This window comes from Leucobacter sp. 7(1), from assembly GCF_900163635.1.
Lineage (GTDB): Bacteria > Actinomycetota > Actinomycetes > Actinomycetales > Microbacteriaceae > Leucobacter.
This window is the reverse complement of sequence record NZ_FUID01000021.1, coordinates 40198-63434: the sequence shown is the minus strand read 5'-3', so window position 1 is coordinate 63434 and position 23237 is coordinate 40198. Positions and strand designations below refer to the sequence as shown.

The 23237-nt window shown below is 66.9% G+C and carries 24 protein-coding genes; 18 read left to right on the top strand and 6 right to left on the bottom strand.

The genetic code is table 11. The annotated features are described in order from the left end of the window. The 12 genes from FM113_RS04615 to FM113_RS04560 all read left to right on the top strand — a co-directional run. The coding region (locus FM113_RS04615) for an IS30 family transposase (protein ID WP_254908868.1) at positions 1–245 on the top strand (245 nt) is incomplete at its 5' end. A gap of 149 nt (positions 246–394) precedes the next feature. Continuing rightward, positions 395–1336, top strand: coding sequence for a 2-hydroxyacid dehydrogenase (locus FM113_RS04610; protein WP_087011964.1), 942 nt, complete (start codon positions 395–397; stop codon positions 1334–1336). A 25-nt stretch (positions 1337–1361) separates the two neighbouring features. Further along, on the top strand, positions 1362–1961 hold the full coding sequence (locus tag FM113_RS04605) for a TetR/AcrR family transcriptional regulator (protein WP_087011962.1): 600 nt from the start codon (positions 1362–1364) through the stop codon (positions 1959–1961). 126 nt (positions 1962–2087) lie between these two features. Further along, positions 2088–3464 (top strand): NAD-dependent succinate-semialdehyde dehydrogenase, encoded by a 1377-nt coding sequence (locus tag FM113_RS04600; protein WP_087011960.1) that lies wholly within the window; start codon positions 2088–2090, stop codon positions 3462–3464. A gap of 152 nt (positions 3465–3616) precedes the next feature. Next, a complete protein-coding gene (locus tag FM113_RS04595) occupies positions 3617–5002 on the top strand; it encodes a glycine--tRNA ligase (protein WP_087011958.1) in 1386 nt (461 codons plus the stop codon). 97 nt (positions 5003–5099) lie between these two features. Continuing rightward, positions 5100–6227: a CPBP family intramembrane glutamic endopeptidase gene (locus FM113_RS04590; RefSeq protein ID WP_087011956.1), complete on the top strand. Its 1128-nt coding sequence runs from the start codon at positions 5100–5102 to the stop codon at positions 6225–6227. Continuing rightward, on the top strand, positions 6220–7641 hold the full coding sequence (locus FM113_RS04585) for a hypothetical protein (RefSeq protein ID WP_087011954.1): 1422 nt from the start codon (positions 6220–6222) through the stop codon (positions 7639–7641). Before FM113_RS04590 ends, FM113_RS04585 begins: the two co-directional genes overlap by 8 nt. A 97-nt stretch (positions 7642–7738) precedes the next feature. After that, positions 7739–8110, top strand: coding sequence for a hypothetical protein (locus tag FM113_RS18390; RefSeq protein WP_087011952.1), 372 nt, complete (start codon positions 7739–7741; stop codon positions 8108–8110). After that, the gene (locus tag FM113_RS04575) at positions 8107–8601 is read left to right on the top strand and encodes a phage holin family protein (protein ID WP_087011950.1); all 495 of its coding nucleotides are present in this window, start codon (positions 8107–8109) and stop codon (positions 8599–8601) included. Before FM113_RS18390 ends, FM113_RS04575 begins: the two co-directional genes overlap by 4 nt. Beyond that, positions 8598–8858: a hypothetical protein gene (locus tag FM113_RS04570; RefSeq protein WP_087011948.1), complete on the top strand. Its 261-nt coding sequence runs from the start codon at positions 8598–8600 to the stop codon at positions 8856–8858. Before FM113_RS04575 ends, FM113_RS04570 begins: the two co-directional genes overlap by 4 nt. Before the next feature lie 189 nt (positions 8859–9047). Beyond that, positions 9048–9839, top strand: coding sequence for a uroporphyrinogen-III synthase (locus tag FM113_RS04565; protein WP_087011946.1), 792 nt, complete (start codon positions 9048–9050; stop codon positions 9837–9839). 2 nt (positions 9840–9841) lie between these two features. Beyond that, complete coding sequence (locus FM113_RS04560) at positions 9842–10264, top strand: hypothetical protein (RefSeq protein ID WP_087011944.1); 423 nt, start codon at positions 9842–9844, stop codon at positions 10262–10264. Between the two features lie 71 nt (positions 10265–10335). On the opposite strand, the gene FM113_RS04555 is transcribed toward FM113_RS04560, so the two are convergent. The 3 genes from FM113_RS04555 to FM113_RS04545 form a co-directional block, all read right to left on the bottom strand. Then, on the bottom strand, positions 10336–10911 hold the full coding sequence (locus FM113_RS04555; RefSeq protein WP_254908867.1) for a nitroreductase family protein: 576 nt from the start codon (positions 10909–10911) through the stop codon (positions 10336–10338). A gap of 100 nt (positions 10912–11011) precedes the next feature. Next, positions 11012–11935 carry an AEC family transporter gene (locus FM113_RS04550; RefSeq protein ID WP_087011940.1) on the bottom strand — a complete coding sequence of 308 codons (924 nt, stop codon included), beginning with the start codon at positions 11933–11935 and terminating at the stop codon, positions 11012–11014. After that, positions 11935–12618 carry a TetR/AcrR family transcriptional regulator gene (locus FM113_RS04545; protein WP_087011938.1) on the bottom strand — a complete coding sequence of 228 codons (684 nt, stop codon included), beginning with the start codon at positions 12616–12618 and terminating at the stop codon, positions 11935–11937. The genes FM113_RS04550 and FM113_RS04545 overlap by 1 nt, the downstream gene beginning before the upstream one ends. Positions 12619–12730: 112 nt before the next feature. On the opposite strand from FM113_RS04545, the gene FM113_RS04540 reads away from it, so the two are divergent. After that, a complete protein-coding gene (locus tag FM113_RS04540; RefSeq protein WP_254908866.1) occupies positions 12731–14368 on the top strand; it encodes an amidohydrolase in 1638 nt (545 codons plus the stop codon). An 82-nt stretch (positions 14369–14450) separates the two neighbouring features. Then, positions 14451–15830 (top strand): TRAP transporter large permease subunit, encoded by a 1380-nt coding sequence (locus FM113_RS04535; protein WP_087011936.1) that lies wholly within the window; start codon positions 14451–14453, stop codon positions 15828–15830. A gap of 9 nt (positions 15831–15839) precedes the next feature. Here the strand turns inward: FM113_RS04535 and FM113_RS04530 are convergent, their stop codons facing one another. Next, positions 15840–16724, bottom strand: a complete 885-nt coding sequence (locus FM113_RS04530; protein ID WP_254908865.1) for a LysR family transcriptional regulator ArgP — start codon at positions 16722–16724, stop codon at positions 15840–15842. Between the two features lie 100 nt (positions 16725–16824). Between FM113_RS04530 and lysE the strand changes: the two genes are divergently transcribed. Next, positions 16825–17433: an L-lysine exporter gene (lysE, locus tag FM113_RS04525; RefSeq protein ID WP_087011932.1), complete on the top strand. Its 609-nt coding sequence runs from the start codon at positions 16825–16827 to the stop codon at positions 17431–17433. Between the two features lie 271 nt (positions 17434–17704). Here the strand turns inward: lysE and FM113_RS04520 are convergent, their stop codons facing one another. Together FM113_RS04520 and FM113_RS04515 are read right to left on the bottom strand one after the other, a co-directional pair. Then, positions 17705–18469, bottom strand: a complete 765-nt coding sequence (locus tag FM113_RS04520; RefSeq protein WP_087011930.1) for a response regulator — start codon at positions 18467–18469, stop codon at positions 17705–17707. Beyond that, positions 18466–19704, bottom strand: a complete 1239-nt coding sequence (locus tag FM113_RS04515; RefSeq protein WP_087011928.1) for an ATP-binding protein — start codon at positions 19702–19704, stop codon at positions 18466–18468. Before FM113_RS04515 ends, FM113_RS04520 begins: the two co-directional genes overlap by 4 nt. Positions 19705–20002: 298 nt before the next feature. Between FM113_RS04515 and FM113_RS04510 the strand changes: the two genes are divergently transcribed. From FM113_RS04510 to FM113_RS04500, 3 genes are read left to right on the top strand one after another with little or no spacing between them, the layout of a single operon-like run. Then, complete coding sequence (locus FM113_RS04510) at positions 20003–20944, top strand: tripartite tricarboxylate transporter substrate binding protein (RefSeq protein WP_254908869.1); 942 nt, start codon at positions 20003–20005, stop codon at positions 20942–20944. Then, complete coding sequence (locus tag FM113_RS04505) at positions 20941–21597, top strand: tripartite tricarboxylate transporter TctB family protein (protein WP_087011924.1); 657 nt, start codon at positions 20941–20943, stop codon at positions 21595–21597. The genes FM113_RS04510 and FM113_RS04505 overlap by 4 nt, the downstream gene beginning before the upstream one ends. A gap of 2 nt (positions 21598–21599) precedes the next feature. Continuing rightward, positions 21600–23174, top strand: a complete 1575-nt coding sequence (locus FM113_RS04500; protein WP_087011922.1) for a tripartite tricarboxylate transporter permease — start codon at positions 21600–21602, stop codon at positions 23172–23174. Positions 23175–23237: the final 63 nt, after the last annotated feature.

The window sequence follows — 23237 nt, the reverse complement described above, 5'->3', positions numbered from 1 at the left end:
TCGATTCGGGGATCCCGGTGTTTATTTGTGATCCCCACTCGCCGTGGCAGCGGGGATCGAACGAGAACCTCAACGGACTCATCCGTGATTTCTATCCCAAGGGCACGAACTTCAATAACGTGTCCGAGGACGAGCTCCAGCAGATGCAGGACTTGCTGAATGCTCGCCCGCGGAAGACGTTGGGGTTTAATACGCCGGCTGAGACACTAGACGAGTACCTCAGGGGTGTTGCACTCACCACCTGAGACCGCCGGGTCAGTATGGATAAATCGCGTCGGTTTCGGCGAGGGTGCGGGCAGCAGGCAGCAGGCAGCAGGCAGCAGGCAGCAGGCAGCAGGCAGCAGGCAGCGGGCAGCAGCCCCCCCCCCACATCGCCGCCCGCTACACTCGGGGCATGCGTGACTTGGTCGTCTCTCTGCCAACCGAAGGCCTGCGTGAAGCGTTGGGGGAGGTGCCCGGCGTCGAGTTCGTCGACTGGAACCTCGATGGACCCGCTCCGCGCGACAGTTTCGACATCGTCGTGCCGCCGTACTGGGACGGCAATAGGCCCCTGGCTCGCCTGCACGACGTCGAGGCGCGACTTGTGCAGTGGCAGTCGATCGGTTTCAACGGGGCCGCAAAGTACCTGCCAGAAGGCCTGCCGCTCGCGAACGCTTCGACGGTGCACGAGGCCTCGACCGCCGAGCTTGCGGTTGGGCTCGCCCTCGCGGCGCAGCGCGGGATCCCGGACTTCGTGCGTGACGGCGAGACGCAGCGTTGGGATCAGCGCATGTTCGCGAGTCTGGCGGATCGGCGGGTCCTGATCGTGGGCTATGGCGGAGTCTCGAAAGCGGTGGAGGCGCGGCTCGCGGGCTTCGAGACGCAGATCACCCGGCTGGCGCGCACCGCCCGCGAGGAGCCGAACCTCGCGGGGGAGACCGTGGCCGTGCGCGGCTTTGCGGAGCTGCACGAGGCGCTCGCGGACGCGGAGATCGTGATCATCGCGGTGCCGCTCACGCAGGAGACGACGGGCATGTTTGGTGCGGCGGAACTCGCTGCGCTGCCCGATGGGGCGCTCCTCGTGAACGTGGCGCGCGGCCCGGTGATCGACACCGACGCGCTTGTCGCGGAGCTGCAGGCCGGCAGGCTCCGCGCGGCACTCGACGTGACAGACCCTGAGCCGTTGCCCGCGGACCACCCGCTGTGGACCGCCCCGGGTACCCTCATCACCCCGCATGTGGGCGGCGACTCGACGGCGATGCTGCCACGCATGGTGGCGCTGATCCGCCGCCAGATCGCGCACCTGCAGGCTGGCGAACGACCCGAGAACATCGTGATCGGCGACTGGGTCGAGTAGCTCGGAGCCCGGCTATTCTTGACGTGTGAACGCGCGCCGAGAGAACCGAGAGCGGCGCGAGCGGGCGCTGCTGGAGGCCGCCGTCGCCGCGATCGCTGAACTCGGACTGTCGGGGGTCCGGATCTCCGATATTGCTGAGCGTGCTGGGATGACCGCGGGGCACCTCAACTACTACTTCCCCTCGAAATCGGTGCTGCTGCAACGTGCCATCGAGATGAGTGAGGGCGAGCTCGTGCGCGATGCGCGGGAGTCTCTGTCCGCCCTGGCCGATCCGCTCGCCCGCTTGCGTGCGCTGTGTGACGTCTCGCTCGCCGACGCAGTCGGGGATCCCGGCTGGCTGTTGTGGTTCCAGGTGTGGGCGGAATCCGCGCTGCACCCTGAACTCGCTGAAGCGCACCACGAGCTCGATGCGTCCTGGCGCGAGTTGCTCCGACAGGTGATCGCGGACGGGGTGGCGGCGGGAGTCTTCCGCGTCCCCGACGTCGACGGCGCAACCGCGGTGATCGCGGCAATGCTCGATGGCCTGTCTATTCAGCTGGCCGTCGGGGCACCCGGATACACCCGCGACCGGATCCGAAGTCTCGCTGAGTCCGCGGCGCTGGGGCTCCTGCGGCCCGCTCCCTAGCGCCCGAGCACACACTCACGTCCCGCGATTTCCTCGAACAGCTCGCGCTCCCAGGCCGCGGGGTGCGACGATAGTGCATGCAGGCGCAGGCCATGCGCACTGGACACTAGACAGGAAACGATAACAATGGCGAAGTATCGAGTTCAGAACCCAGCGACGGGCGAGATTGTCGAGACCTTCGAATCCGCAACCGACGGACAGATCGAGCAGCAGCTCGCGGCAGCGGACTCCGCATACCGCGAGTGGCGCGAGCGCAGCGTGCAAGAGCGCGCTGGCGTGGTGAAGCGCGTTGCCGAATTGTTCGAGGAGCGCAAGGACGAGCTTGCGCGCATCATTGCACTCGAGATGGGGAAGTCGCTCGCAGAGTCGATTGATGAGGTCGAGTTCGCGACCTCGATCATCGACTACTACGCGGTGTACGGCCCGGGACTCATTACGGATGTTGAGATCCCCAGCACAATCCCGGGCAAGGCGATGATCGAGTACCGCTCGACCGGTGCGCTCCTGGGTGTCATGCCGTGGAACTTCCCTTACTACCAGGTGGCGCGCTTCGCGGCCCCGAACCTGCTGTTGGGCAACACGATTATCCTCAAGCACGCTGACATTTGCGCCCGCTCCGCCCTGACGATCCAGGAGATCATGGAGGAGGCCGGTGTCCCGGTCGGCGGGTACCAGAACGTGTTTGCCTCGCATGACCAGATCGCGACGATGATCGCGGATCCTCGGGTACAGGGCGTCTCGCTCACGGGCTCCGAGCGCGCCGGCGCCATCATCGGTGCGCAGGCCGGGTCGCACCTCAAGAAGGCCGTGCTCGAGCTGGGCGGGATCGACCCGATGGTCGTGCTCGATTCCGACGACGTGGCCGCAGTGGCTGCCGACGCCTGGAACTTCCGCACCTACAACGTCGGCCAGGTGTGTAACTCCAACAAGCGCCTCATCGTGATGGCAGACATCTACGACGAGTTCGTTGCCGAGCTGAAGAAGCTCGCAACCGGCCTCGTTCCCGGTGACCAGCTTGCACTGGGAGAGGGGGAGTTCGTACCAATGTCCTCCCGCGCGGCCGCGGAGACTGTGCACGCGCAGGTCCAGAAGGCGATCTCCGAGGGGGCGACCCTTGAAGCTGGCGGCGTGCTCTCTGACGGCCCGGCGGCGTACTACTCGCCCGCCGTGTTGACCGGCGTCCCGCGCGATTCCGAATCGTACGGCGAGGAGATCTTTGGGCCCGTCGCAACCGTGTACAAGGTGCACAGCGACGAGGAAGCGCTCGAACTTGCGAACGACTGCGCCCTCGGCCTCGGTGGATCCGTGTTCTCGACCGATGAGGCGCGTGCCACGCGTGTTGCCGCGAAGCTCGAAGTGGGCATGGCGCATGTCAACATCATCGCTGCAGAGGCCGCGGAACTTCCCTTCGGTGGCGTGAAGCGCTCTGGTTTCGGCCGCGAGATGGGCCCGCTCGGCATTGGCGAGTTCGCGAACAAGCGCCTGTTCTTCACCGCGAAGTAACCGGATCCGGCGTTACGCCGTGGGGCCCGCTCAGTTTCGAGCGGGCCCCACGGCCGTTTCTGGCCTCGTTCTGGATCGCGAGTAGACTGAACGGATGCCGGCAGCTGCCGGTTCCCAAGATCCCCGCTTGCACCTTGGAGTGATTTACGAAAATGGCTGAACAGTCCCGCCTTGATAAGGTCATCGCCCTCGCCCGCCACCGCGGCTTTGTGTTCCAGGCGGGTGAAATCTACGGCGGATCCCGCTCCGCATGGGACTACGGCCCCCTCGGTACGGCGCTGAAGGAGAACATCAAGCGCCAGTGGTGGAAGACGATGGTGCAGAAGCGCGACGACGTCGTGGGTATCGACTCCAGCGTTATCCTGCCCAAGCAGGTCTGGGAGGCGTCCGGACACGTCGAGGTCTTCAGCGACCCGCTCGTGGAGTGCCTCCAGTGCCACAAGCGCTACCGCGAGGACCACCTGCTCGAGGAGTTCGAGGAGAAGAAGGGTCGCGAGCCCAAGGACGGTCTCGCTGAGATCGTCTGCACCAACTGTGGCACCCGTGGCCAGTGGACCGAACCGCGTGCGTTCTCCGGCCTGCTGAAGACCTACCTCGGCCCGGTCGACGACGAGGCTGGCATGCACTACCTGCGCCCCGAGACCGCCCAGGGCATCTTTGTGAACTTTGCAAACGTGCTGCAGGCCGCGCGCATGAAGCCGCCGTTCGGCATCGGCCAGATCGGTAAGAGCTTCCGCAACGAGATCACGCCGGGCAACTTCATTTTCCGCACCCGCGAGTTCGAGCAGATGGAGATGGAATTCTTCGTCGAGCCCGGCACTGACGAGCAGTGGCAGGAATACTGGATGAACGAGCGGATGAGCTGGTACACGGATCTTGGCATCACCCCCGAGAACCTCCGCTTCTACGATCACCCGAAGGAAAAGCTCTCCCACTACTCGAAGCGCACCGCGGACATCGAGTACCGCTTCGGCTTTACCGGCAGCGAATGGGGCGAGCTCGAGGGCATCGCGAACCGCACCGACTTCGATCTGAGCACGCACTCGAAGCACTCCGGCAAGGACCTCAGCTTCTTCGACCAGACGAAGGACGAGCGCTACACGCCGTACGTGATCGAGCCGGCCGCCGGCCTGACGCGCTCCGTGATGGCGTTCCTCGTCGACGCCTACCGCGAGGAAGAAGTGCCGAACGCAAAGGGCGGCACCGACAAGCGCACCCTGCTTGCGCTGGATCCGCGGCTCGCGCCGGTGAAGGTCGCCGTGCTGCCGCTGAGCCGGAACGAGGCGCTCTCGCCCATCGCTCGCGAGATCGCGCAGGATCTGCGCGAGGACTGGAACGTCGACTTCGACGATTCGGGCGCGATCGGTCGCCGCTACCGCCGCCAGGACGAGATCGGTACGCCGTTCTGCGTCACTGTCGATTTCGACTCGCTCGATGACCAGGCAGTGACTGTGCGCGAGCGCGACACGATGCAGCAGGAGCGCGTGCCCCGCGCCGAACTGTACGCGTACCTCGCATCGCGCTTGCGCGGAGCGTAACTCCCCGCACGAGTGCCCCCGGATCTCAGATTCGGGGGCACTCGTGCGTTCGGGGTGCCCCGCCGGCCCTCAGCGCGGGGGTGAGAGAATAGACACCATGACGAGCATCGGCCCGCAACCGCCCGCCCAGCCCGACCCGACGCCACGCGGCACCGACGCCCTCGGTGGGACGCAGCCCACTGCGCCGGGCCATCCGGGAGCCCCGGCGCAGTGGGCGTGGGCGCAGCAGCAGCCACAGCTTGTGCAGACCGTCGAGACCGAACCGCTCGAATATCACCGCCTCCTGCGCGGGGTCCAGAACTACCGCTGGTGGAAGCCGCTGCTGCTGCTCCTGCTCGCGGGCGTGTACTTTGGCATTCTCACAGTCGTTGTCACGCTGCTTCTGATGCCGATCATGATGCTTGTCGATCCGGGCTGGGCGATGGACGTCACCACGGGCCACGCGGAGATGCTGGACACGCAACGTCCCGTCTCGATCCTGATCAGCATGCTCTCGATCATCATTATGATCCCGGCCGTGCTGCTCGCGATGCTGACCCTCGGCATGCGCCCTATGGGCCGCGTGTGGTCGGTCGCGACGCGTATTCGGTGGGGCCTGCTGGGGCGCCTCACCGTTGCCGCAGTGATCGCTGTTGTGGTGATGAACCTCGTCGGGATTTTGTCGGAGTTTGCGATGAATCCGACCCTGGTCTCAGAGCCGATTGTGGAACAGGGCGCTGATTTCGATGTCAACGCCGCACTGTTGTCAGCGCTGTTCATCCTGATCCTGGTGCCGTTCCAGGCAACGGCCGAGGAGGTCGTATTCCGGGGTCTGTTCATGCAGGTGCTGGGCTCGTGGCTGAAGAATCCCTGGTTTGCGATTTTGATCCCCTCCGTGCTGTTTGCGCTCGGCCACATCTATGACATTTGGGGCTTGCTGGCCGTAGGCCTGATGGGTGTTGTGGCCGCCTGGCTGACCTGGCGCACGGGCGGCCTGGAGGCCGCGATCGCGATCCACGTCATCAATAACCTTGTCGCGTTCGGCTTCATGACCGCCGGGTTCGGCGGGGAGACCGCGCAAACCTCGGAGGCCGGCGGTCCTGGCGGCGTGATCGGAGAGATCGCGGGCCTGGCCGTCTTTATTTGGCTGACGCTTCGCATCGTCCGGCGTGGGGGACACGGCCGGACGCGCATCGACCTGGTGCAGGTGACGGTTCCCGTGTCGCAGGACGTGGCTCGTGGCTGACGTCGCGGTCCTCGGCGACCAGATCCCGGAACTCGCGGCAGCCCTCGAACTTGCCGAAGTCGGCTTGCGGGTGCGGGTGTACCCCAGCAACGAAGCAGCGGAGCTGGGCGCGGGTGTTGCGGAAGGCCCGGAGAATTTCGACGCGGTGCCGGATCCGACTGGCGCTCTCCGGGACCTCGTGGCACATGTTGCGTCGCCGATTTCCCCGTCTGCGGACGCGGGAGCGAAAGAGGTGGCGGTGCCCGGACACGCACTGCATCTGCGCACGGTGCCTCCCGTCGCGCCACTGCTCCGCGGACCGGGGGGTGCGTGGTTCGCGCAGCCCGAGCCCGCGGTCTGGGGCATCCCGGCGGTCCCCCTCTCCGCCGCCGCGATTGCCCTTCTGGGTGGGGGCGCGGCGCTCCGCGCGGCACTTGACCGGGTGACTCCTGTGTTAACAATCGGCAAGACGCACCGTTTCGGGCCCCTCGTGCGGCGCCGCATGGGCGCGGCGGTGCTGTCTCGGCTCGTTGATCCGCTGAGCCGAGAAACAATGGGTGTGGCCGCTGACGAGATCGACGTGGCGATGCTTACGCCGGGCTTGAACGAGGCGATGACCCGAATGGGTACCCTGAGTGGCGCTGCCCAGGACATCGCTGAGCGGACCGTTGCACGTGAAACGGGGGTCGTTCCAGACGGCGGATGGGACGCACTGCGGACCGCCCTTCGCGCTCGCTTGCGGCTGTATGACGTCGAGTTCTCGACGTCCCCCGCGAGCCGTGTCGCGGCGGCAGAGACCGGTTGGCTTGTCTCTGGCGCGGGTGACTCTCAGGTTTCGGCCCGAGCGCTGGTGCGCGGGGTGTCGAAAACGGGCAGTGACATCGCCGAATCGGGTGATGCCGAATCGGTTGATGCCGGTGAGCTTGCGTTGGGCGAGCTGCTTGTGGGCGCACGGCGTACCGCCGGGGTTGTGGCAATTGCGGCACCCGAATTCCCGGAGGCTCAGCCCGAAGGCCCCGCCGTGTGCGCGGTGCGGCTGACAAACGGTGAGACATGGTCTGTTCGACTGCGGCGTGCGGCGGCACCCGATTCAACTGCGTGGGAGGCGGCGGTGCTCGGTCCCGTGCGAGATTCGCGCATCTGGCAGGGTGAAACGACTGCGCAGCAGCACCACGAGTACATTCGCGAGGCGCTTGAGGCGGCGAACGCGACCCCTACGGGGCCGGTGAAGCTTCTGCCCATGCCGTTTGCGCCATATGCCACGGTCGCGGCGAGAGAACACGCCGAGCAGCAGCTGGAACAGTGGTGTGGGTCCCAGCCTGAGGAACTGCCTGCGGGCGTCGCGATCCACGGGGGGAGTCTGGCGCGCGCCGTCGAGGATGCCCGATCACGGGCAATCATGCTCCGCAGGCGCCTAGCAGGGATCGCCGACTGAAAGAAGCCGGGGGTATATGGCAGTTTGGGTATGCAGATGCCCGGATTCGCGGAGTAGGGTAGTGCAAGAACACCGCACGCTATCGGCTGGAGGCAGCATGAAGGGCAAGATCGCATTCGTTCTGGGCGCGGCCGTGGGCTACGTCTTGGGATCACGCGCGGGCCGGGAACGGTACGAGCAGATCAAGCGTGGTGCACAGTCCGTGTGGAACACGGAACCCGTGCAGCGCGGGGTGGGCGTGGTCCGGACGGCCGCTCAGGGGCGCGTCGACGAGTTCAAGGCCGCAGCCGTCCGCGTGGGAAAGGGCGCCGTCGCCGCACTTGTCCGCGATGACGCGAAGACCCCGGCCCGCAGCCAGCCGTCGACCGCGGGACAGAATTGGCCCGAGGCCACCGACACCTCGGAAGCTTCGCCAGCTGCCGCGGCGGAGCACGGGGATGAGACCCCGACGTCAGGTGGTGCGGCGTGAGCCGGAAGAAGGACCAGGCGGGTACCTTCGAGCTCCTCTCTCGCCTCCCGCAGCAGGTCGTGTCCCTCGCCAAAATCGAGTATGAGAACGCGAAGCACGAGGTCGCCTCGAAAGCGAAGAAGGCGGGGATCGGTGCCGGGGCGCTTATCGTCGCCCTGTTCTTTGTGTTTTTCATGCTGCAGGGTCTGATGATCGCCGCAATCGCGGCGCTCGCTCTCGTGTGGCCCTGGTGGCTCGCGGCACTCGTTGTCGCTGCGGCAATGCTGCTGCTCGCGGCCGCGGCGGTGCTTGCCGGCGTGGCGCTGATCAAGCGAGGAAATCCGGTTCCCGAGGACACTCTGGACCGCGTCGGCAATGATGTCGCCGCGATGAGCGACGTCAAGTTCAATGCCGGTCCTGCGGCACCGGCCCCCGGGGCAACTCCGCCCGGGTCGGGCGGAGTGCCGCAGCACCGAATGCCGCGTGTCGGCGAGGAAGGAAACTGGCGATGAGCGGATGGGACCGTGAGCAGGGCGTCGCGGAGGCACAGGTCGCCCGGGCCGAGTTGTACGACACGCTCACCCAGCTCCAGGGGCGCCTCAACTACGCGCAGCGGATCGATGATTCCGTCGCGCACGCGAAGCGCCGAATAGTGGCCGAGAAGGAGCGCAATCCGCTCGCGTTTGTCGCCGGAGTCGCGGGCGTTGCGGTCGTTGCCGGGCTTGTTGTGTGGGGAATTGCGCGATCGGTGGGCAATCGGCTCCGCTGACCCGGTACAGTGACCTCTTGGGGAGGTTACAGTTCGGTTGCGTTCTGTAACCCAAGGGCGCTCGTTTTGCTTCCTTGAGGTCTCAGGGTAAGAATAGGGTCAACGGTTTTCCGCAGTGACCAACTCTGGGTCCTCAACATGACTGAAATGAGTTGGTCTTTTCTTATTGGTGTCGAGTGAGTGGGGTTTATGTCGTCTGAGGCGAAACCGCTCAGTGGCCTGCGAGTTCTCATTCCTCGCGGCGGCACGTGGGGTGATTTAGTTTCGAAGGCACTGCGCGAGCAGGGTGCCCACACGGTCACCGCGCCGCTGGTCGACTTCGCGCACACAAGCGATGAAGACCAGCTTGTCAATGCGCTGAAACGCCTGGAATCCGGTGAGTTCGACTGGATGACGGCGACGAGCTCTACCGTCGCTGATGTTCTTGCGCATCACAACGCTGTGATCCCGCCCGAGACCAATGTGGCGATCGTCGGCGAAGCCACGGCAGTGGCTTTTCGTGACGCGGGATATCACGTGTCGCGGACTCCGGAAGCGGAGAACAGCACGCATGCGCTTCTCGAGGAGTGGCCGGAGATCGATACAGGCGCGGTGCTGCGCGTCTTGACGTTGCGCTCTGACGTGGCGATCCCCGTGTTGACTGAGGGCCTGATCGATCGCGGGCATGACGTCACGCAGGTCTTGGCGTTTCGGACAGTCGGCGTTCCCGCATCGGTGCACATCCGTGAGGACATCGAGTCAGGCCGAATCAACGCGCTGCTCGTTGCCTCAGCAAAGATCGCGGAGGAGGTTGCGGCTCAGTTCCCTGAGCTTCCCACCGACACGATCGTTGCCTGCGTGGGCGTGAACACGCTGGAGGCCGCGGAAGCGCTTGGGCTCCCCGCGGACGCCAACGATCCGACACATCCCGATTACCGACTGAAACACGCACTGATTGAGACGGTCGAGTCCGTCATCGACCAGAGCGACATGCTGGACTAGCCATGGCACGCGTTGAAGTTCACCCGGATCGCGTTGTGATCCGCCTCACGCGCGCGGAGAAGATCACCGCGATGCGCCGCCGTGACATCACACTGGATCGCTCTGCAATCACTTCGGCTGTCATTACCGAAGACCCGTGGATTTGGCTCCGCGGGATCCGCTCCCCGGGGACGCATGTCCCGGGGACTCTGGCCGCAGGCACGTGGCGGAGTTTTGCGGGCGATGACTTCGTGCTGGTGAAAAAGGGCCGCGACGCGATCGTCATTGACTTGGAGAGCCATGCCGCTTCGGCGGAGGACCGCGGCTGGGTGGGCGAGTACGACGGGTTCTCTCGCGTGATTCTTTCGACCACGCACGCCGCCGATCTTGTGCGTGCCCTGCGGCTCGCTGACGAAGCCACCGAGATCACCCTCGACACGGAGTAGCTCCGATCGGCAGTATGCATGACTGAGGGGCCCGCGGCAGTGCCGCGGGCCCCTCAGTCATGCGGTGGTGCTTAGTCGCGCGCGACGAACAGCTCGTCGAGTTCGATGCGGGTGCGCGGCGCGACCTCGCGCTCACGGAGCGGCTCGGGCAGCTGCTCGACGGTGCCGATCGCGCCGATGACCATCACGGAGACGGGCACAAAGCGCGCTTCCAGGCCGAATGCCGCGCTGATAGCCTCGCGGTCGAAGCCGCCCATCTGGTGGACGTAGAGACCCTCGGCGTGCGCCTGGACGCTGAGGTGAGCTACGGCCTGGCCCAGGTCGTACTCCGCCCACGGCTGCGCGTTCCCGTCAGCATCGGCAACCTCGGCGATGTTCACGACAAGTGCTGCTGCGCTGCCAGCCCACATCTTATTGAAGCCCGCGAGCGTGTCCTCAATTTTCGCGAAGCTCTCGCTACCGCGCCGGGCCAGAATGAAACGCCAGGGCTGCGAGTTGTTGGCGCTCGGTGCCCAGCGGGCTGCCTCGAAGACGCCGCGGAGGGCACCCTCGTCGAACGCGTGGCTTGCGTCGAATGCGCGGGGGCTCCACCGCTCTGCGAGGGTGTCGAGGACGGGGGCGCTGGTCTGTGCGGTGCGCGGGCTCACGGTGTGTGGTCTCCTAGGGTTCATACGTCGACGGTCGGGGCCGGATCTCCCGAGCGCCCGTCGGAGTGCAACGCCGCTGATGGGGTCACTATTCCCGCGGCTAGGCATTCCTCAGCAATAGTGAAATGAGGGCGATGACGGGGAGCGACGCGAAGGTCGTGAGGAACACTGTGTCCCGGACCATTGTCTCGGCGCGGCGGTATGTTGCCGCGTAGTTGTACACGTTCTGCGCCGTGGGCAGGGCAGCGATTGTGGTGGCCACGAACACCTCGTGTGGGGGGAGGCGGAACGCGATCGCCAGAACCCAGGCCACGAGCGGCATCACAATGACTTTGAGGCCTGACGCGACGAACACTGCGGCCCGCCCGGTGCCGCGCTGCAGTGCCCGCTGGCCCCGGAGCGACATCCCAAAGCTGAGGAGCACCATCGGGATCGCGGCACCGCCGAGCATGTCAATGGGGCCGAGCACGATCTCCGGCACGGGAAACGCGAGGAGCGCGACCACCAGGCCAGCCACGGAACCGATGATCACCGGGTTGGCGGCGGCCCGGCCCAGGGCCACCATCGCGCCACGCTGGTTTCCCCGGGTCGTTTCGAGGATCGCGAGGATCGCTGGCGCGAAGATCACCAGTTGCACAAGTAACAGCGGCGCGACGTACGCGGCATCGCCGAGGATGTAGAGCGCGACGGGCAGCCCGAGATTATTGGAGTTGACGTACCCGGCGCACGTGGCCCCGAGCGTGGTACCGGCGAGATCCCGCCGAAACCAGAGCCGCGATGCCACGACAAAGCCTGCCGCCACGATGAGCGCCGCCGCGCTGGTGATGAGGATCACCGGTGACAGGATGACGCTGGGGTCGCTGCGGCTGAGAACGGAAAAGAGGAGCGCCGGGGTCGCGACATAGAAGGCGACGTTGTTCAGCACTCGCCGCTGCTCGCCCTCAACGACCCCGAAGCGGGCTGCGAGGTAGCCTGCGCCGATGATGCCGAGGATGAGGGCAAAACCCTGAAGTACCCCGAACATCAGCCGGCTTCGGCTTCGGCTTCGGCTTCGCCAGCGGCCCGCAGCCCTGCGATGAGCGCGGCGAGTCCAAACTCAAATGTGGCCTCGGCTACCCCGAGCCGCTGGGCACCCGCGTGCGCGCGTGCGGACTGCTCAGCAGCGGTGAGCACAGGCACCAGTGTGGTGTTGCTCAGGGGGCGGAGGTTGTCTTCCGGAGCGAGCGAGTCGAGCGCTGAACCGATCACAAAACACTCGATGGCGACCAGGGCAGGAACGATCCGATGCTCCGGATAGCCATCGCGACGCATCGCCGCCGCGATGCGTTCATAGTCGACCATTGACTCGGGCTCGTCCGCGACGGGCAGCGTGGCAAGTGCCGCAATGATTCCAGGGTGCGCACCAAATGTCGTGCGGTAGACGCGCGCCCACGGCACGATGGCCTCGTGCCAGGGCAGCGTGGCGAATCCGGTGTCGCCGACGCGCGCGGTGAGCTGGCCGCGCATCCCCGCGATGAGTTCATCTTTGCCCGCGAAATAGTGATGCAGCGCGGAGGGCCGCACATCCAGGCTGCGCGCGAGCGCGGCGAGGGTGAAATCGCCGCCACGGACGTCTGCGAGCGCGAAAGCGGCGGCGAGAATGCGCTCGCGCGAGAGCACCGCGGTGCGGGGCCTGCCAGCGGGCCGGTGCGGTTCTGGCACCGTCATAGGGCCCTCCTTTTGTGGGCAGAGGTTGCGGAGTTAATTGAATCTACGTAAATTAAGGGTGCTCCGCCTCATCTTCGAGGATACGGGGTGTCAACAACCGGGGGAGTACACCGTGGCGGAGACCAACGCCGAGCTGATCGTCGCGAACGCGCGCGTGCACACGATGCACGAGGACAGCGCCGTCAACGCGCCACGCTCGATCGCCATCGCCGATGGTCGGATCCTCGCGCTCGGCACGGACGATGAGATCGCGACTGCATTCCGCGGTCCGTCGACCCGTGTGGACGATGTGCGGGGCGCCACGGTGACTCCCGGGTTGATTGACGCGCACCTACACCCGATTCAGGGTGTAGAACTGTGCCAGGGGCTAGACCTCGGACGCGTCCGCACGGTCCGTGAACTTCGCGACGCACTCGGTGCCGAGGCTGAGCGCGTGCGGCGTGACACAAGTGATGGCTGGGTACGGGCCTGGAACCTGGATTACGCGGTCTTCGAGGGGACTCGGCTCACTTCAGCCCTCATCGACGGTGCCGTGGGCGATGTGCCCGCGATGCTCTTTTTCTTCGACTTCCACACGGCGCTCGCCAGCACTGCGGCGCTCACCCGAGCCGGCATCACGGGCGCGCGATCCTTCGCTGACAGCTCAGAGATCGTGGTGGACGCACACGGCACTCCCACGGGAGAGCTGCGCGAGGACAGCGCCTACCAGCCGCTCCTCGAGGTCGCGCCGAAGCCCAGCCGCGACGAGACCCTCGAGGCTGCTCGCGCCACCTTCGCGAAGATGCGGCGGTCCGGCCTGACCGGCGGCGCGATCATGGACGGCAACCCCGAGACCCTTGACCTCCTCGAGGCGCTCGACTCGACCGGTCTTGGACTCCCCGTCCGCATCGTGAGCGCAATGGACGTGAAGCCCAGCTACACGGCGGAGCAGCGCGCCGCCATCGCTGCGCAGCGCGATCGAGCTGGCAAGCGCTGGCGCGGCGGCGTGATCAAGCTCTACGCCGACGGCGTGATCGATACCGGGGCCGGGTGGCTCTACGAGGCGGACGCCGATGGCGAAGGGCTCTCCGGGTTCTGGCCTGAGCAGGCGGATTTCGCCGCTGCGGTCCGCGAGTTCACCGAGGCTGGGTTTCAGATTGCCACTCACGCGATCGGGGACCGCGCGGTGGGGGAAACTATTACCGCGTACGAGGCCGTGGGGAGCCGATCCCGCGCAGGGATCCCGCACCGGATCGAGCACCTCGAAACGCTCGACCCGCGCGACCTGGCGCGTTTGGCGGCAACGGGCATCACCGCATCGATGCAGTTGCCGCACCTGCAGTGGCGGATTGCGGACGGCAGCGACGAGTGGGCTAGGCGCCTGGGCTCGGAGCGAGCCGCGCGCGCGTGGAACGCAGGATCGGTGCTCCGGGCGGGAGCACCGCTCGCCCTCGGATCGGACTGGCCGATCGCGGATCTCGATGCCCGCGTTGGACTCGCCTGGGCCATGCTGCGCCGCGCCCCCGGCGATCGCGATGCCTTCGTCTACGAACCCGAGGAGCGTCTGACCGCCGCGCAGGCACTGCACGGCTACACCCGGGGCGCCGCCCTGGCCCAGGGGGACGATGACCTTGGCGTGATCCGCGCCGGTGCGCGCGCCGACCTGGCCGTGTGGGCCGAGGATCCGCTCGAAGTGTCCGGCGACGATCTCGTCGAGCTCCCCGTGCTGGCGACCTATCTCGACGGCCTGCACACCTCCCACGAGGGCTAACTGCCCGCTGCTCCCGATGGCGCTCCGCCTCACCGACCCCCGACACGATCCGCGCGGCACAGCCGCCGCCTGAAAGGCCACCGTGGTCCAGAACACAGCCCTGGCGCTCCTGCCAGTCCTCACCGTCCTCATCGTCTCGGTGCTCACCAAGCGCGCCCTGTTTGGGCTCCTCTCAGGTGTGCTCGTCGGCGCGGTCATGCTGGGCGGGTGGGGTTTCTTTGACACATTTGTGGGGGCCTTCGGCGCCTCGCTCTCCAACGAGACCGTGCATTGGCTCGCCCTCGTGGTGGTGCTCTTCGGGATCCTGATCGCCTACTTCAACGCCTCCGGTGCGGTGAACGACTTTGCGCGGTGGACGGAGCGGTTTGTGAACTCGCGCCGCAAGTCGCTGCTGCTCACCTGGCTGCTGACAATCGCGCTGTTCATTGATGACTACCTCAACGCGCTCACCGTCGGCACGTCGATGAAACGCGTGACCGACCGTTACGGTGTGCCCCGCACAATGGTCGGCTCGATCGTGAAGCTCACCTCGGCACCCATCGCGGTGATCATCCCGTTCTCGACCTGGGCGGTGTTCTTCGCGGCGCTGCTCGAACAGGACGGCGTCACTGTCGGCGGGTCCGGCTTCGGTGCCTACCTCTCCGGTTTGCCCTTCATCTTCTTCGGCTGGTTCGCCCTCGCGATCGGACTGCTGCTCGCCGCGGGCGTGCTGCCGCTCGTTGGCCCCCTGAAGCGGGAGCAGGCGCGGGTGGACCGCACCGGCGACACTCTGCCGGAGGGCCTCACACCCGAGGAGCGGGCCTTCGAGCTCGCGACGGACGGTGCCGAGAGCGCCCGCCCGCTGCCCTTCAACTTCCTGATTCCGGTCGTCACCCTCGTGCTCGTCACGATCTTCACCGAGGTGGACATCATCAAGGGCGCCGCGGCCGCCGTGGTCGTCGCCCTGGTGCTCTACCTCGCGCAGCGCCGCCTCACCTTCAAAGCCGTCTTTGAGCAGGCGTTCGAGGGCATCACGAGCATGGGCTATGTCATGGTGCTGTTCGTGCTCGCCTTCATGATGCAGCAGATCAACACGGATCTACAGCTCGCTGAATGGGTCATCGGTGCCGCAGAACCCGTGATGTACGGCGCGCTGCTCCCCGCCGTTGTGTTCCTGATCTGCGGTATCTACGCCTACGCCACGGGTGCGTTCTGGGATCTCGCCGTGGTCATCACGCCCGTCGTGCTGCCCCTCGCCATCGGGATGGGCGTCGACCCCGTGCTTGCCGGCACGGCAGTGTTCTCGGGCGCCGCGCTCGGGTCCACAACCTGCCTCTACGGTGACGGGATGGTGCTCGCCGCAAAGTCAGTGGGCGTCAAGCCGCTGAACCTGATGCTGTCGATCCTGCCCTACGCGGGTGCCGCTGCCGTGCTCTCGTTCATCGCCTACCTGATCGCCGGGTTCGTTTCCTTCGGGGGGTAGCTGCGGCGCTCAGGCCAGCGCCGCGGTCGCGTGTCGGGCCACCACCTCGGAGAGGGTATCGAGTACGGGGGAGCGCAGATTCCAGCGTTGCCAGTACAGCGGCAGCTCGACCGTGGTGCCCGGATCAAGCTCCACGATGCGCCCGGCCGCGAGCGGCTCGATGCACTGGAGCGCGGGCAGCATGCCCCAGCCCATGCCGAGCTCGATGGCGTGCGCGAACTCGGCGGAGGACGGGATGAAGTGGCGGGGTGGTTCGACCCGAGCCCGGGTGACCCGGTGGAGGAAGCGCTGCTGGAACGCGTCGTGCCTGTCGAATTCGACGGTGGGGGCGCGGCGGAGGGCCTCGACGGTGAGGCCGTCGGGGAAGCACCTGGCAACGAACTCGGGGCTCGCGACCGCGCGGTAGTGGTCTCCGCCCAGGCGTGACGAGGTGCAGCCGGGTACGGGCTCCCGCGTTGCAGTGAGCGCGGCCATCACCGAGCCGTTGCGCAGGCTCTCGGTCGAGACTGTCTCGTCTGCCCGGATCACCTCGAAGTACACGCCGGTCTCGCGGGCGGCCTCCGCGAGTGCGGGGACGAACCAGGTCGCAAGCGAGTCCGCGTTGACGACGATCGGGATCAGCGTGCCGCCAGCGGGGCCGTGCCCGAGCTCGGCACCCAGGTCGTCGCCGATCCGGGCGATTTGCCGGGCGGCGCGCAGCACGGCGGCACCCGCCTCCGTGACCGCGACCGGACGCGTGCGCTGCACGAGGACCGATCCCACGCGTTCCTCCATCGCACGCACGCGCTGGCTCACGGCGGACGGGGTGATGTGGAGGCGGCGGGCGGCCCCCTCGAAACTGCCCTCGTCAATGACGGCGGTAAACGTGGCGAGGTGCTCGACGGGCAAGTCCACGAGAGTCTCCCTGCTAGATGAAGCACTACTAATGATGCTTGAGAATATACAGGCACGCTGAAGTTGGAGTGGGCGGTCTGCCGCCCCTAGCGTCGAGAGCATGTTCCTTCCCTTCCTCGTCGGTATCGGCAGCGGCCTCTCGCTCATCATGGCGATCGGCGCGCAGAACGCGTTTGTGCTGCGCCAGGGGATCCGGCGCGAGCACGTGCTGCCCGTGGTGCTCATCTGTGGGCTCACGGACGCCGTGCTCGAGACGTTGGGGGTTGCGGGGATCGGGTTCGTTGTGGAACGGGCCCCGATCGTGCTCGAGATCGTGCGCTGGGGCGGGGTCGCGTTCCTGCTCTGGTACGCGTGGTCTGCGGCGCGGCGGGCCATGAAGCCGGAGGTGCTCGTTGCCGCTGAGGGCGAGGCCGGATCGCTGAAGCGCACGGTGCTCGCCTGTCTCGCGATCACGTTCTTGAACCCGCACGTGTACCTCGACACCGTCGTCCTCATGGGGTCCATCGGCAATGCGCAGGGGGATCCGGGCAAGTGGTGGTTCGCTGCCGGCGGGGCGCTCGCGAGTCTCGTCTGGTTTTTCCTGATCGGGTATGGGGCGCGGGCGCTGACCCGGTTCTTCGCGACGCCGCGCTCGTGGCAGATCCTCGACGGCGTGGTCGCGGTCGTGATGCTCGTCATCGCGGGCCGGCTTGCCTTCGGCGGAGTGTGAGCGGTGCCGCCCCTCGTCGGCTGCTGCCTGCTGCCTGCTGCCGCCTGCCGCCCGCTGCCTGCTGCCGCTGAATCCTGCCGCTGCACGCGCAGGAGATTCACACTACAGGTGCCGGATCCGGCACAAAGTCTCCGTGATCTTCGTGAATCTCCGTCGATTCGGTCACACAGCTCACACAGCTCACACAGCTCACACAGCGCGCACGGGTGACACAGCTCGCACGGGTGGCACAGCGCGCACGGGAGCGCAGGGTGGACGGCGTGCGTGCGCGCTACTCCTCGGGCGCAGGGACCAGCCGGTACAGGACCTCGGGGCGGCCGCGCTTGCCGTAGCGGTGGGCGATATCGATCGCACCACGGCTGATCAGGTGGTCCAGATACCGGCGTGCGGTCGGGACGGAGATCTGGCTCGCCGCGGCAAGGCCTGCAACGGTCAGCGGGGCTACTGGATCGAGCGCGGCCAGCACACGTTCGAGGGTCACCGCGGAGATCCCCTTCGGTAGCGGGCCAGGCCGGGCCCTGCCCGCCGGCCCTGTGGCGATCCTCCCAGTGGCGAGGAGGCGGTCGATCTCGCCCTGCCCCAGCGGCACCTCGCGGATTTCGGTGCGTCCAGCGCCTGGTGCAGTACACGTCGCAGCGGCCGCGCGCCGCTCATGCTCTGCTCGGTAGGTGGCTAGTCGTGCGTGCACGGCTTCGGCGGTAAACGGCTTCACGAGATACCCGATCACATGGCCCGCGAGCGCCTGTCGCACCGTGACGCGATCCTGCGAAGAACTGATCACCAGCACGTCCGGGGAGTGCGCTGCGGATGCGCGCAGCCGATGCAGCACCTCGACCCCACTGATGTCCGGCAACCGCATGTCGAGCAGGATGAGATCGATCCCCCCGCTGAGACCGTACTCCACAGCCGACCGCCCGGTTCCAACAGCCGAGACGAGCGTGAAGCCAGGCGCGCCGTCAACGAAGCGGCTGTGCAGCACGCGAGCGCCCGCATCGTCATCCACCACGAGGACGCGGATTCCAGTCCCCGCGGTCACCGGAGCACCCGCATCTCGAAGCGGAAACGAGCGCCGCCGAGTTTCGCCTTGCCCAACTCGACGGCGCCCCCGCGGTCCGCAACGGTGCGACGCACAAGTTCAAGCCCGATCCCGCGCCCGAAGCCCGACGCATCCCGCTTTGACGAGACCCCGCGTGTGAATACCCGCTCGGCCTCCCCTTCGGCCACGCCCGTGCCGTTGTCCGAAACTTCCCCGAAAAACCGCCCGTCGTGTTCCGTGAGCACGCAACGCACCACGGACGCCCCGGCCTCACCCGCGTTGCGGCACAGATTCGCCAGCACCAGGGTGACCTCCTCGTCCACCACTGAGACAACACGCAGCTCTGTTTCAAGCCGCGCGCCGTGCGCGCCCAGCTCAGCGCGGAGGACATCCACCGTGGCGCGGAGCAGCGGCTGATCCGGCAATGACTCTTCCTCCTGACCGGTGACCACGGGAGCGATCCCGCCGATATAGGAGAGCGCGGTGCTCGTGTCCCCGTGAGAAACAAGCCCGTGGATCACGTGGAGTCGCGTGTGGAACTCGTGTGACTGCTCCCGCAGCGCTGCCGCGGTGCGTCGCAGTTCGGCGGACTCGCGCGCGGCCTCATCGAGCCTGCGGAACCGTCGTTCCCAGAGTGCCGCGATCCCCGAGCTCGCCAGGGTGCCGGCGAGGAGCGCGCCGATCACCCAGGGCAACAGCTCGTTCAGTGCCTGCGCGTAGTCCTCGTCGATCCGGCTCTCTAAGATCCCCACCGAGAGCGAACCAATCACCTCTCCGGTGTCGTCACGAACCGGGACTTTCGCCCGGAGAGTTGTGCCGATCGTGCCAGTCTCGGTTCCCAGGAACGGCTCCCCGGCGAGCACAGCAGCGTTGTCGGTCGAGAGCCGCTCGCCCCGTTCGCTGGGGGTGGGGTGGGTGATCCGGATCTGCTCCTCGTCAGAGATCACGACGTAGTCCACCCCGGCTGCGCGCTCAACGACCGTAGCGAGCGGCTGTAAATCACGGGTTGCCACGTTTCGATCCTCGTGGGCGCGCCCCAGGGCGTCTCGGACCTGCGCGAGCTCGGCCAGACTTGAAGCGACGTCGGAGACCCGATCTGCCGTGACCGAGCGGATGCTGCGCTCCTGCACGGCAAACGCGATGCTCGCGGTCACCACGACCGCCGTGCAGACGATCACCGTGGGGAGAAACAGCAGCGCGAGCCGGACACCGCGCGGTGTCGACACCCTTGTCATTCGTGGAGCCTCCTCATTGCCGTCACAGTCTAAGCGTCGGGGAGGCGCGCAGGCCGCGGTGTTGTGAGCATCAAAGACGGAAAAGCCGCGACGGGGCCGCGCCCGGGACGGCGGCCTGTCAGGGTGGTGCCCTCACCTCGGCGCCCACGCGCCCTCACAAAGGAGTGATGCAGTGAACGCACCGCACACGGGGACACCCCTGTCTCCGGTCCCACACGAGGCCGGTTCGGCCACGGAAGCCCAGTCCCCGCCGGGGCGTCCGCCGGGGCGCGTCGCCGGGCGTCTCGTCGGTGGCGTCATCGCCGCCACACTGATCGGCGTCGCATCGTTTGGATCGATCAGCTCGGCCAATGCGGGCCAAGATATCCACTCGTCCCTCACGATCGTCGCCCCCGCGGCAGCGGGCGGCGGATGGGACACCGTGGCCCGTGAAATGCAGCAGACACAGCGCGCCAACGGCCTCGCCGCCAACGTGCAGGTTGTCAACATGCCCGGTGCCGGAGGCACGATCGCGCTCGGGAACATGACCCGTCTTGAGGGGCGCGCAAACACGCTGCTCGTCGGCGGAACGGGGCTGCTCGCGGCGACGATCCAGTACGACTCGGCCGCGACGCTCGACGACGTCACGCCGCTCGCTGTGTTGTTCGAGGAGTACGACGTGATCGTCGTCCCAGCCGACTCGCCCTACGCGACGCTCGAGGAACTTGTCTCCGCGTGGCGGCAGGACCCGGGGGCGGTCCCGTGGACCGGCGGCGGATCGTTCGATCAGCTCGTTGTGACCGATCTGGCGCTCGCCGCCGGGCTCGATCCTGTGCAGACTAACTACATTTCCTCCGACGGCGGAGGCGAAGCCGTTGCCGCGCTCCTCAACGGCACCGCGCAGGCCGCTGCGGGCGGCTACCCGGACAACATCGACCAGATTGAGTCCGGGCGACTGCGCGCCCTCGCGCTCGTCGCCGAGGAACCCGTGCCCGGCATCGACATTCCGACAGCTCGCGAACAGGGATATGACATTACGCTCGCGAACTGGCGCATGCTTGCGGCCCCCGCTGGAATCAGTGACAACGAGGTGGACGAGCTGACTGAGCTTGTTGGAGACACGCTCGCGACCCCAGAATGGTCCGCCGCCGTTGACCGCTACCACTGGACCGAACAGGTGATCACGGGCCCCGAGCTCGCCCCGTTCCTCGATGACGAGCACGCGCGGATCACCCGACTGTACGAGGAGATGGGCCAATGACGCCGTCGAACAACCCCACCGCGATGTCCGCGGTCGTTGGAGAAGAGATCCTGCTCGAGTCCGGCCGGGGCCGCACCGCGGAGCTCCTCAAGGACCTCATCATGCCGGTGCTCCTTGCGGCCTTCGCCGCCTACCTGGTGGTGGGCATGGTCACGATGCGCGTGCCCGAGGGCACGGCGTTCCCCGGTCCCCGGTTCTTTCCCGGACTGATCGCTGCAGGCCTCCTGATCTTCGCGATGCTGCTCGGGATCGCAGCGGTGCGTGCCGCGCTCCGCTCGGACCGCAGCAGCACCCGCACGGTCGGGACGGGGGATGACGCGTTCGAGCTGCTGGCCGCCGAGCACGAGGCAGCGCACGCCGCGGTCGATCCCGCAGCCGATGGCACCCCCGTTCCCGGAAAAGCGGTCGGCGTTGACTGGCGTTCGCTCGCCTGGGTCGTGCTGCCGTTTCTCGCGTTCGCGTTCCTCCTGCCGGTGCTCGGGTGGATTATCGCCGCAGCGCTCCTGTTCGCGAGCGTGGCGCGCGCTTTTGGTTTGCGCAAACCCCTGATGAGCCTCGTGGTGGGCCTCACCATGAGCTCCGTCATCTACATCGCATTCGATATCGTGCTCGGGATGTCTCTTCCCTCGGGCGTGCTGGGTTGGGGGTTCTGACCATGGAAGCACTGCAACTTCTGCTCGACGGCTTCGCCGGGGCACTGAGCTGGCAGAACCTGCTCTGGGTCCTGATCGGCTGTCTGCTCGGCACCGCGGTCGGAGTGCTCCCGGGCCTCGGATCATCTATGGCGGTGGCCCTGCTGCTTCCCGTCACCTTCTCGCTCGAGCCGACGGCCGCGTTCATCATGTTCGCCGGGGTGTACTTCGGAGGGCTCTTCGGAGACTCGACAATGGGCATCCTGATGAACACACCGGGCCAGGCCTCAGCGATCGCCTCCACATTCGAGGGGCACAAGATGGCGCTGAATGGGCGTGCGGCGCAGGCGCTCGCCACGGCTGCGATCGGGGCGTTTGTTGGCGGCTTCATCGCCTCGATTGTGGTGGTGTTCCTCGCCCCCGCCCTCGCCGACTTCTCGACACGCTTCGGGCCCGCGGAGTTCTTCGCGCTCGCCGTGTTCGCGTTCGCCGCGACCTCTACTGTGGTCACCGACAACCCCGTGAAAGGGCTCGCCGCGCTCTTCATCGGCCTCGGCATCGCCGTGATCGGGATCGACGGGGTCTCCGGGGCACCGCGCTTCACCATGGACTCGCCCAACCTGTTCGACGGCATCTCGCTCGTCACCGTCACCGTCGCGGTGCTCGCGCTCGGCGAGGTGATCTACGTGGCGTGTCTGGAACGGCACGTGTCGAATCGCTCGCTGATCCGGCCGAAGGGGCGGCCATGGCTGTCCCGCGCGGAGCTCCGCGAGGCCACCCCGGCGTGGCTGCGTGGCACCGCGATCGGCCTGCCGTTTGGCGTGATCCCGGCCGGCGGCTCCGAGATCCCCACGTTCCTCGCCTACGGCGTCGAGAAGCGACTGGACGCGCGTCGCAAGCGCCCGCAGTTCGGCACGGGCGCGATCCGCGGTCTCGCTGCGCCCGAAGCGGCGGGCAACTCCACCACAGGTATGGCGATGGGTGCCCTGCTTGCGCTTGGGCTGCCGATCTCGGCGACCGCCGCGATCATGCTCGCCGCGTTCCGGCAGTACGGTTTGCAGCCGGGGCCGCTGCTGTTCGAGCGTGCCCCCGAGCTTGTGTGGGCGCTACTCGCGAGCTTCTTCATCGCGATGGTGGTGCTGCTGATACTGAACCTCCCCTTCGCGATGCTGTGGGCCAAGCTGCTGCTGATCCCGCGCCCCTATCTCTACGCGGGCATCACGGTGTTCTGCGCGTTTGGGATCTACGCGACCTCGGGTTCGGTGTTCGACCTGCTCATGCTGCTCGGGATCGGCGTGGTCGGCTTTCTGATGCGCGCCCTTGACTACCCGATCGCACCCCTCATCATCGGGATGGTGCTCGGGCCACTGGCTGAGACGAGCTTGCGTGACGCGGCGATGAGCGCAAACGGCGACTTCTCCGTGCTTGTGCAGGGGCCGATCGTGCTCGTGCTCTACGGGCTGCTGGTGCTGGTGCTCGGCTTTGCGATCCGGAGCCGGATCATGGCACGGCGGGCGGTCCGTGCGGCGCTGCGGGCCGAGGCGAATGCGGCTGCCGATGCGCCGTCGGCTGAGGCGGTGGATCCGGCGCGCCTGTAAGCGTGCCCTGTGGGGTGTCCGGGCCGTGTGCCTGGGCACCCTCCTGGGTTTCGGCGCGAGCGC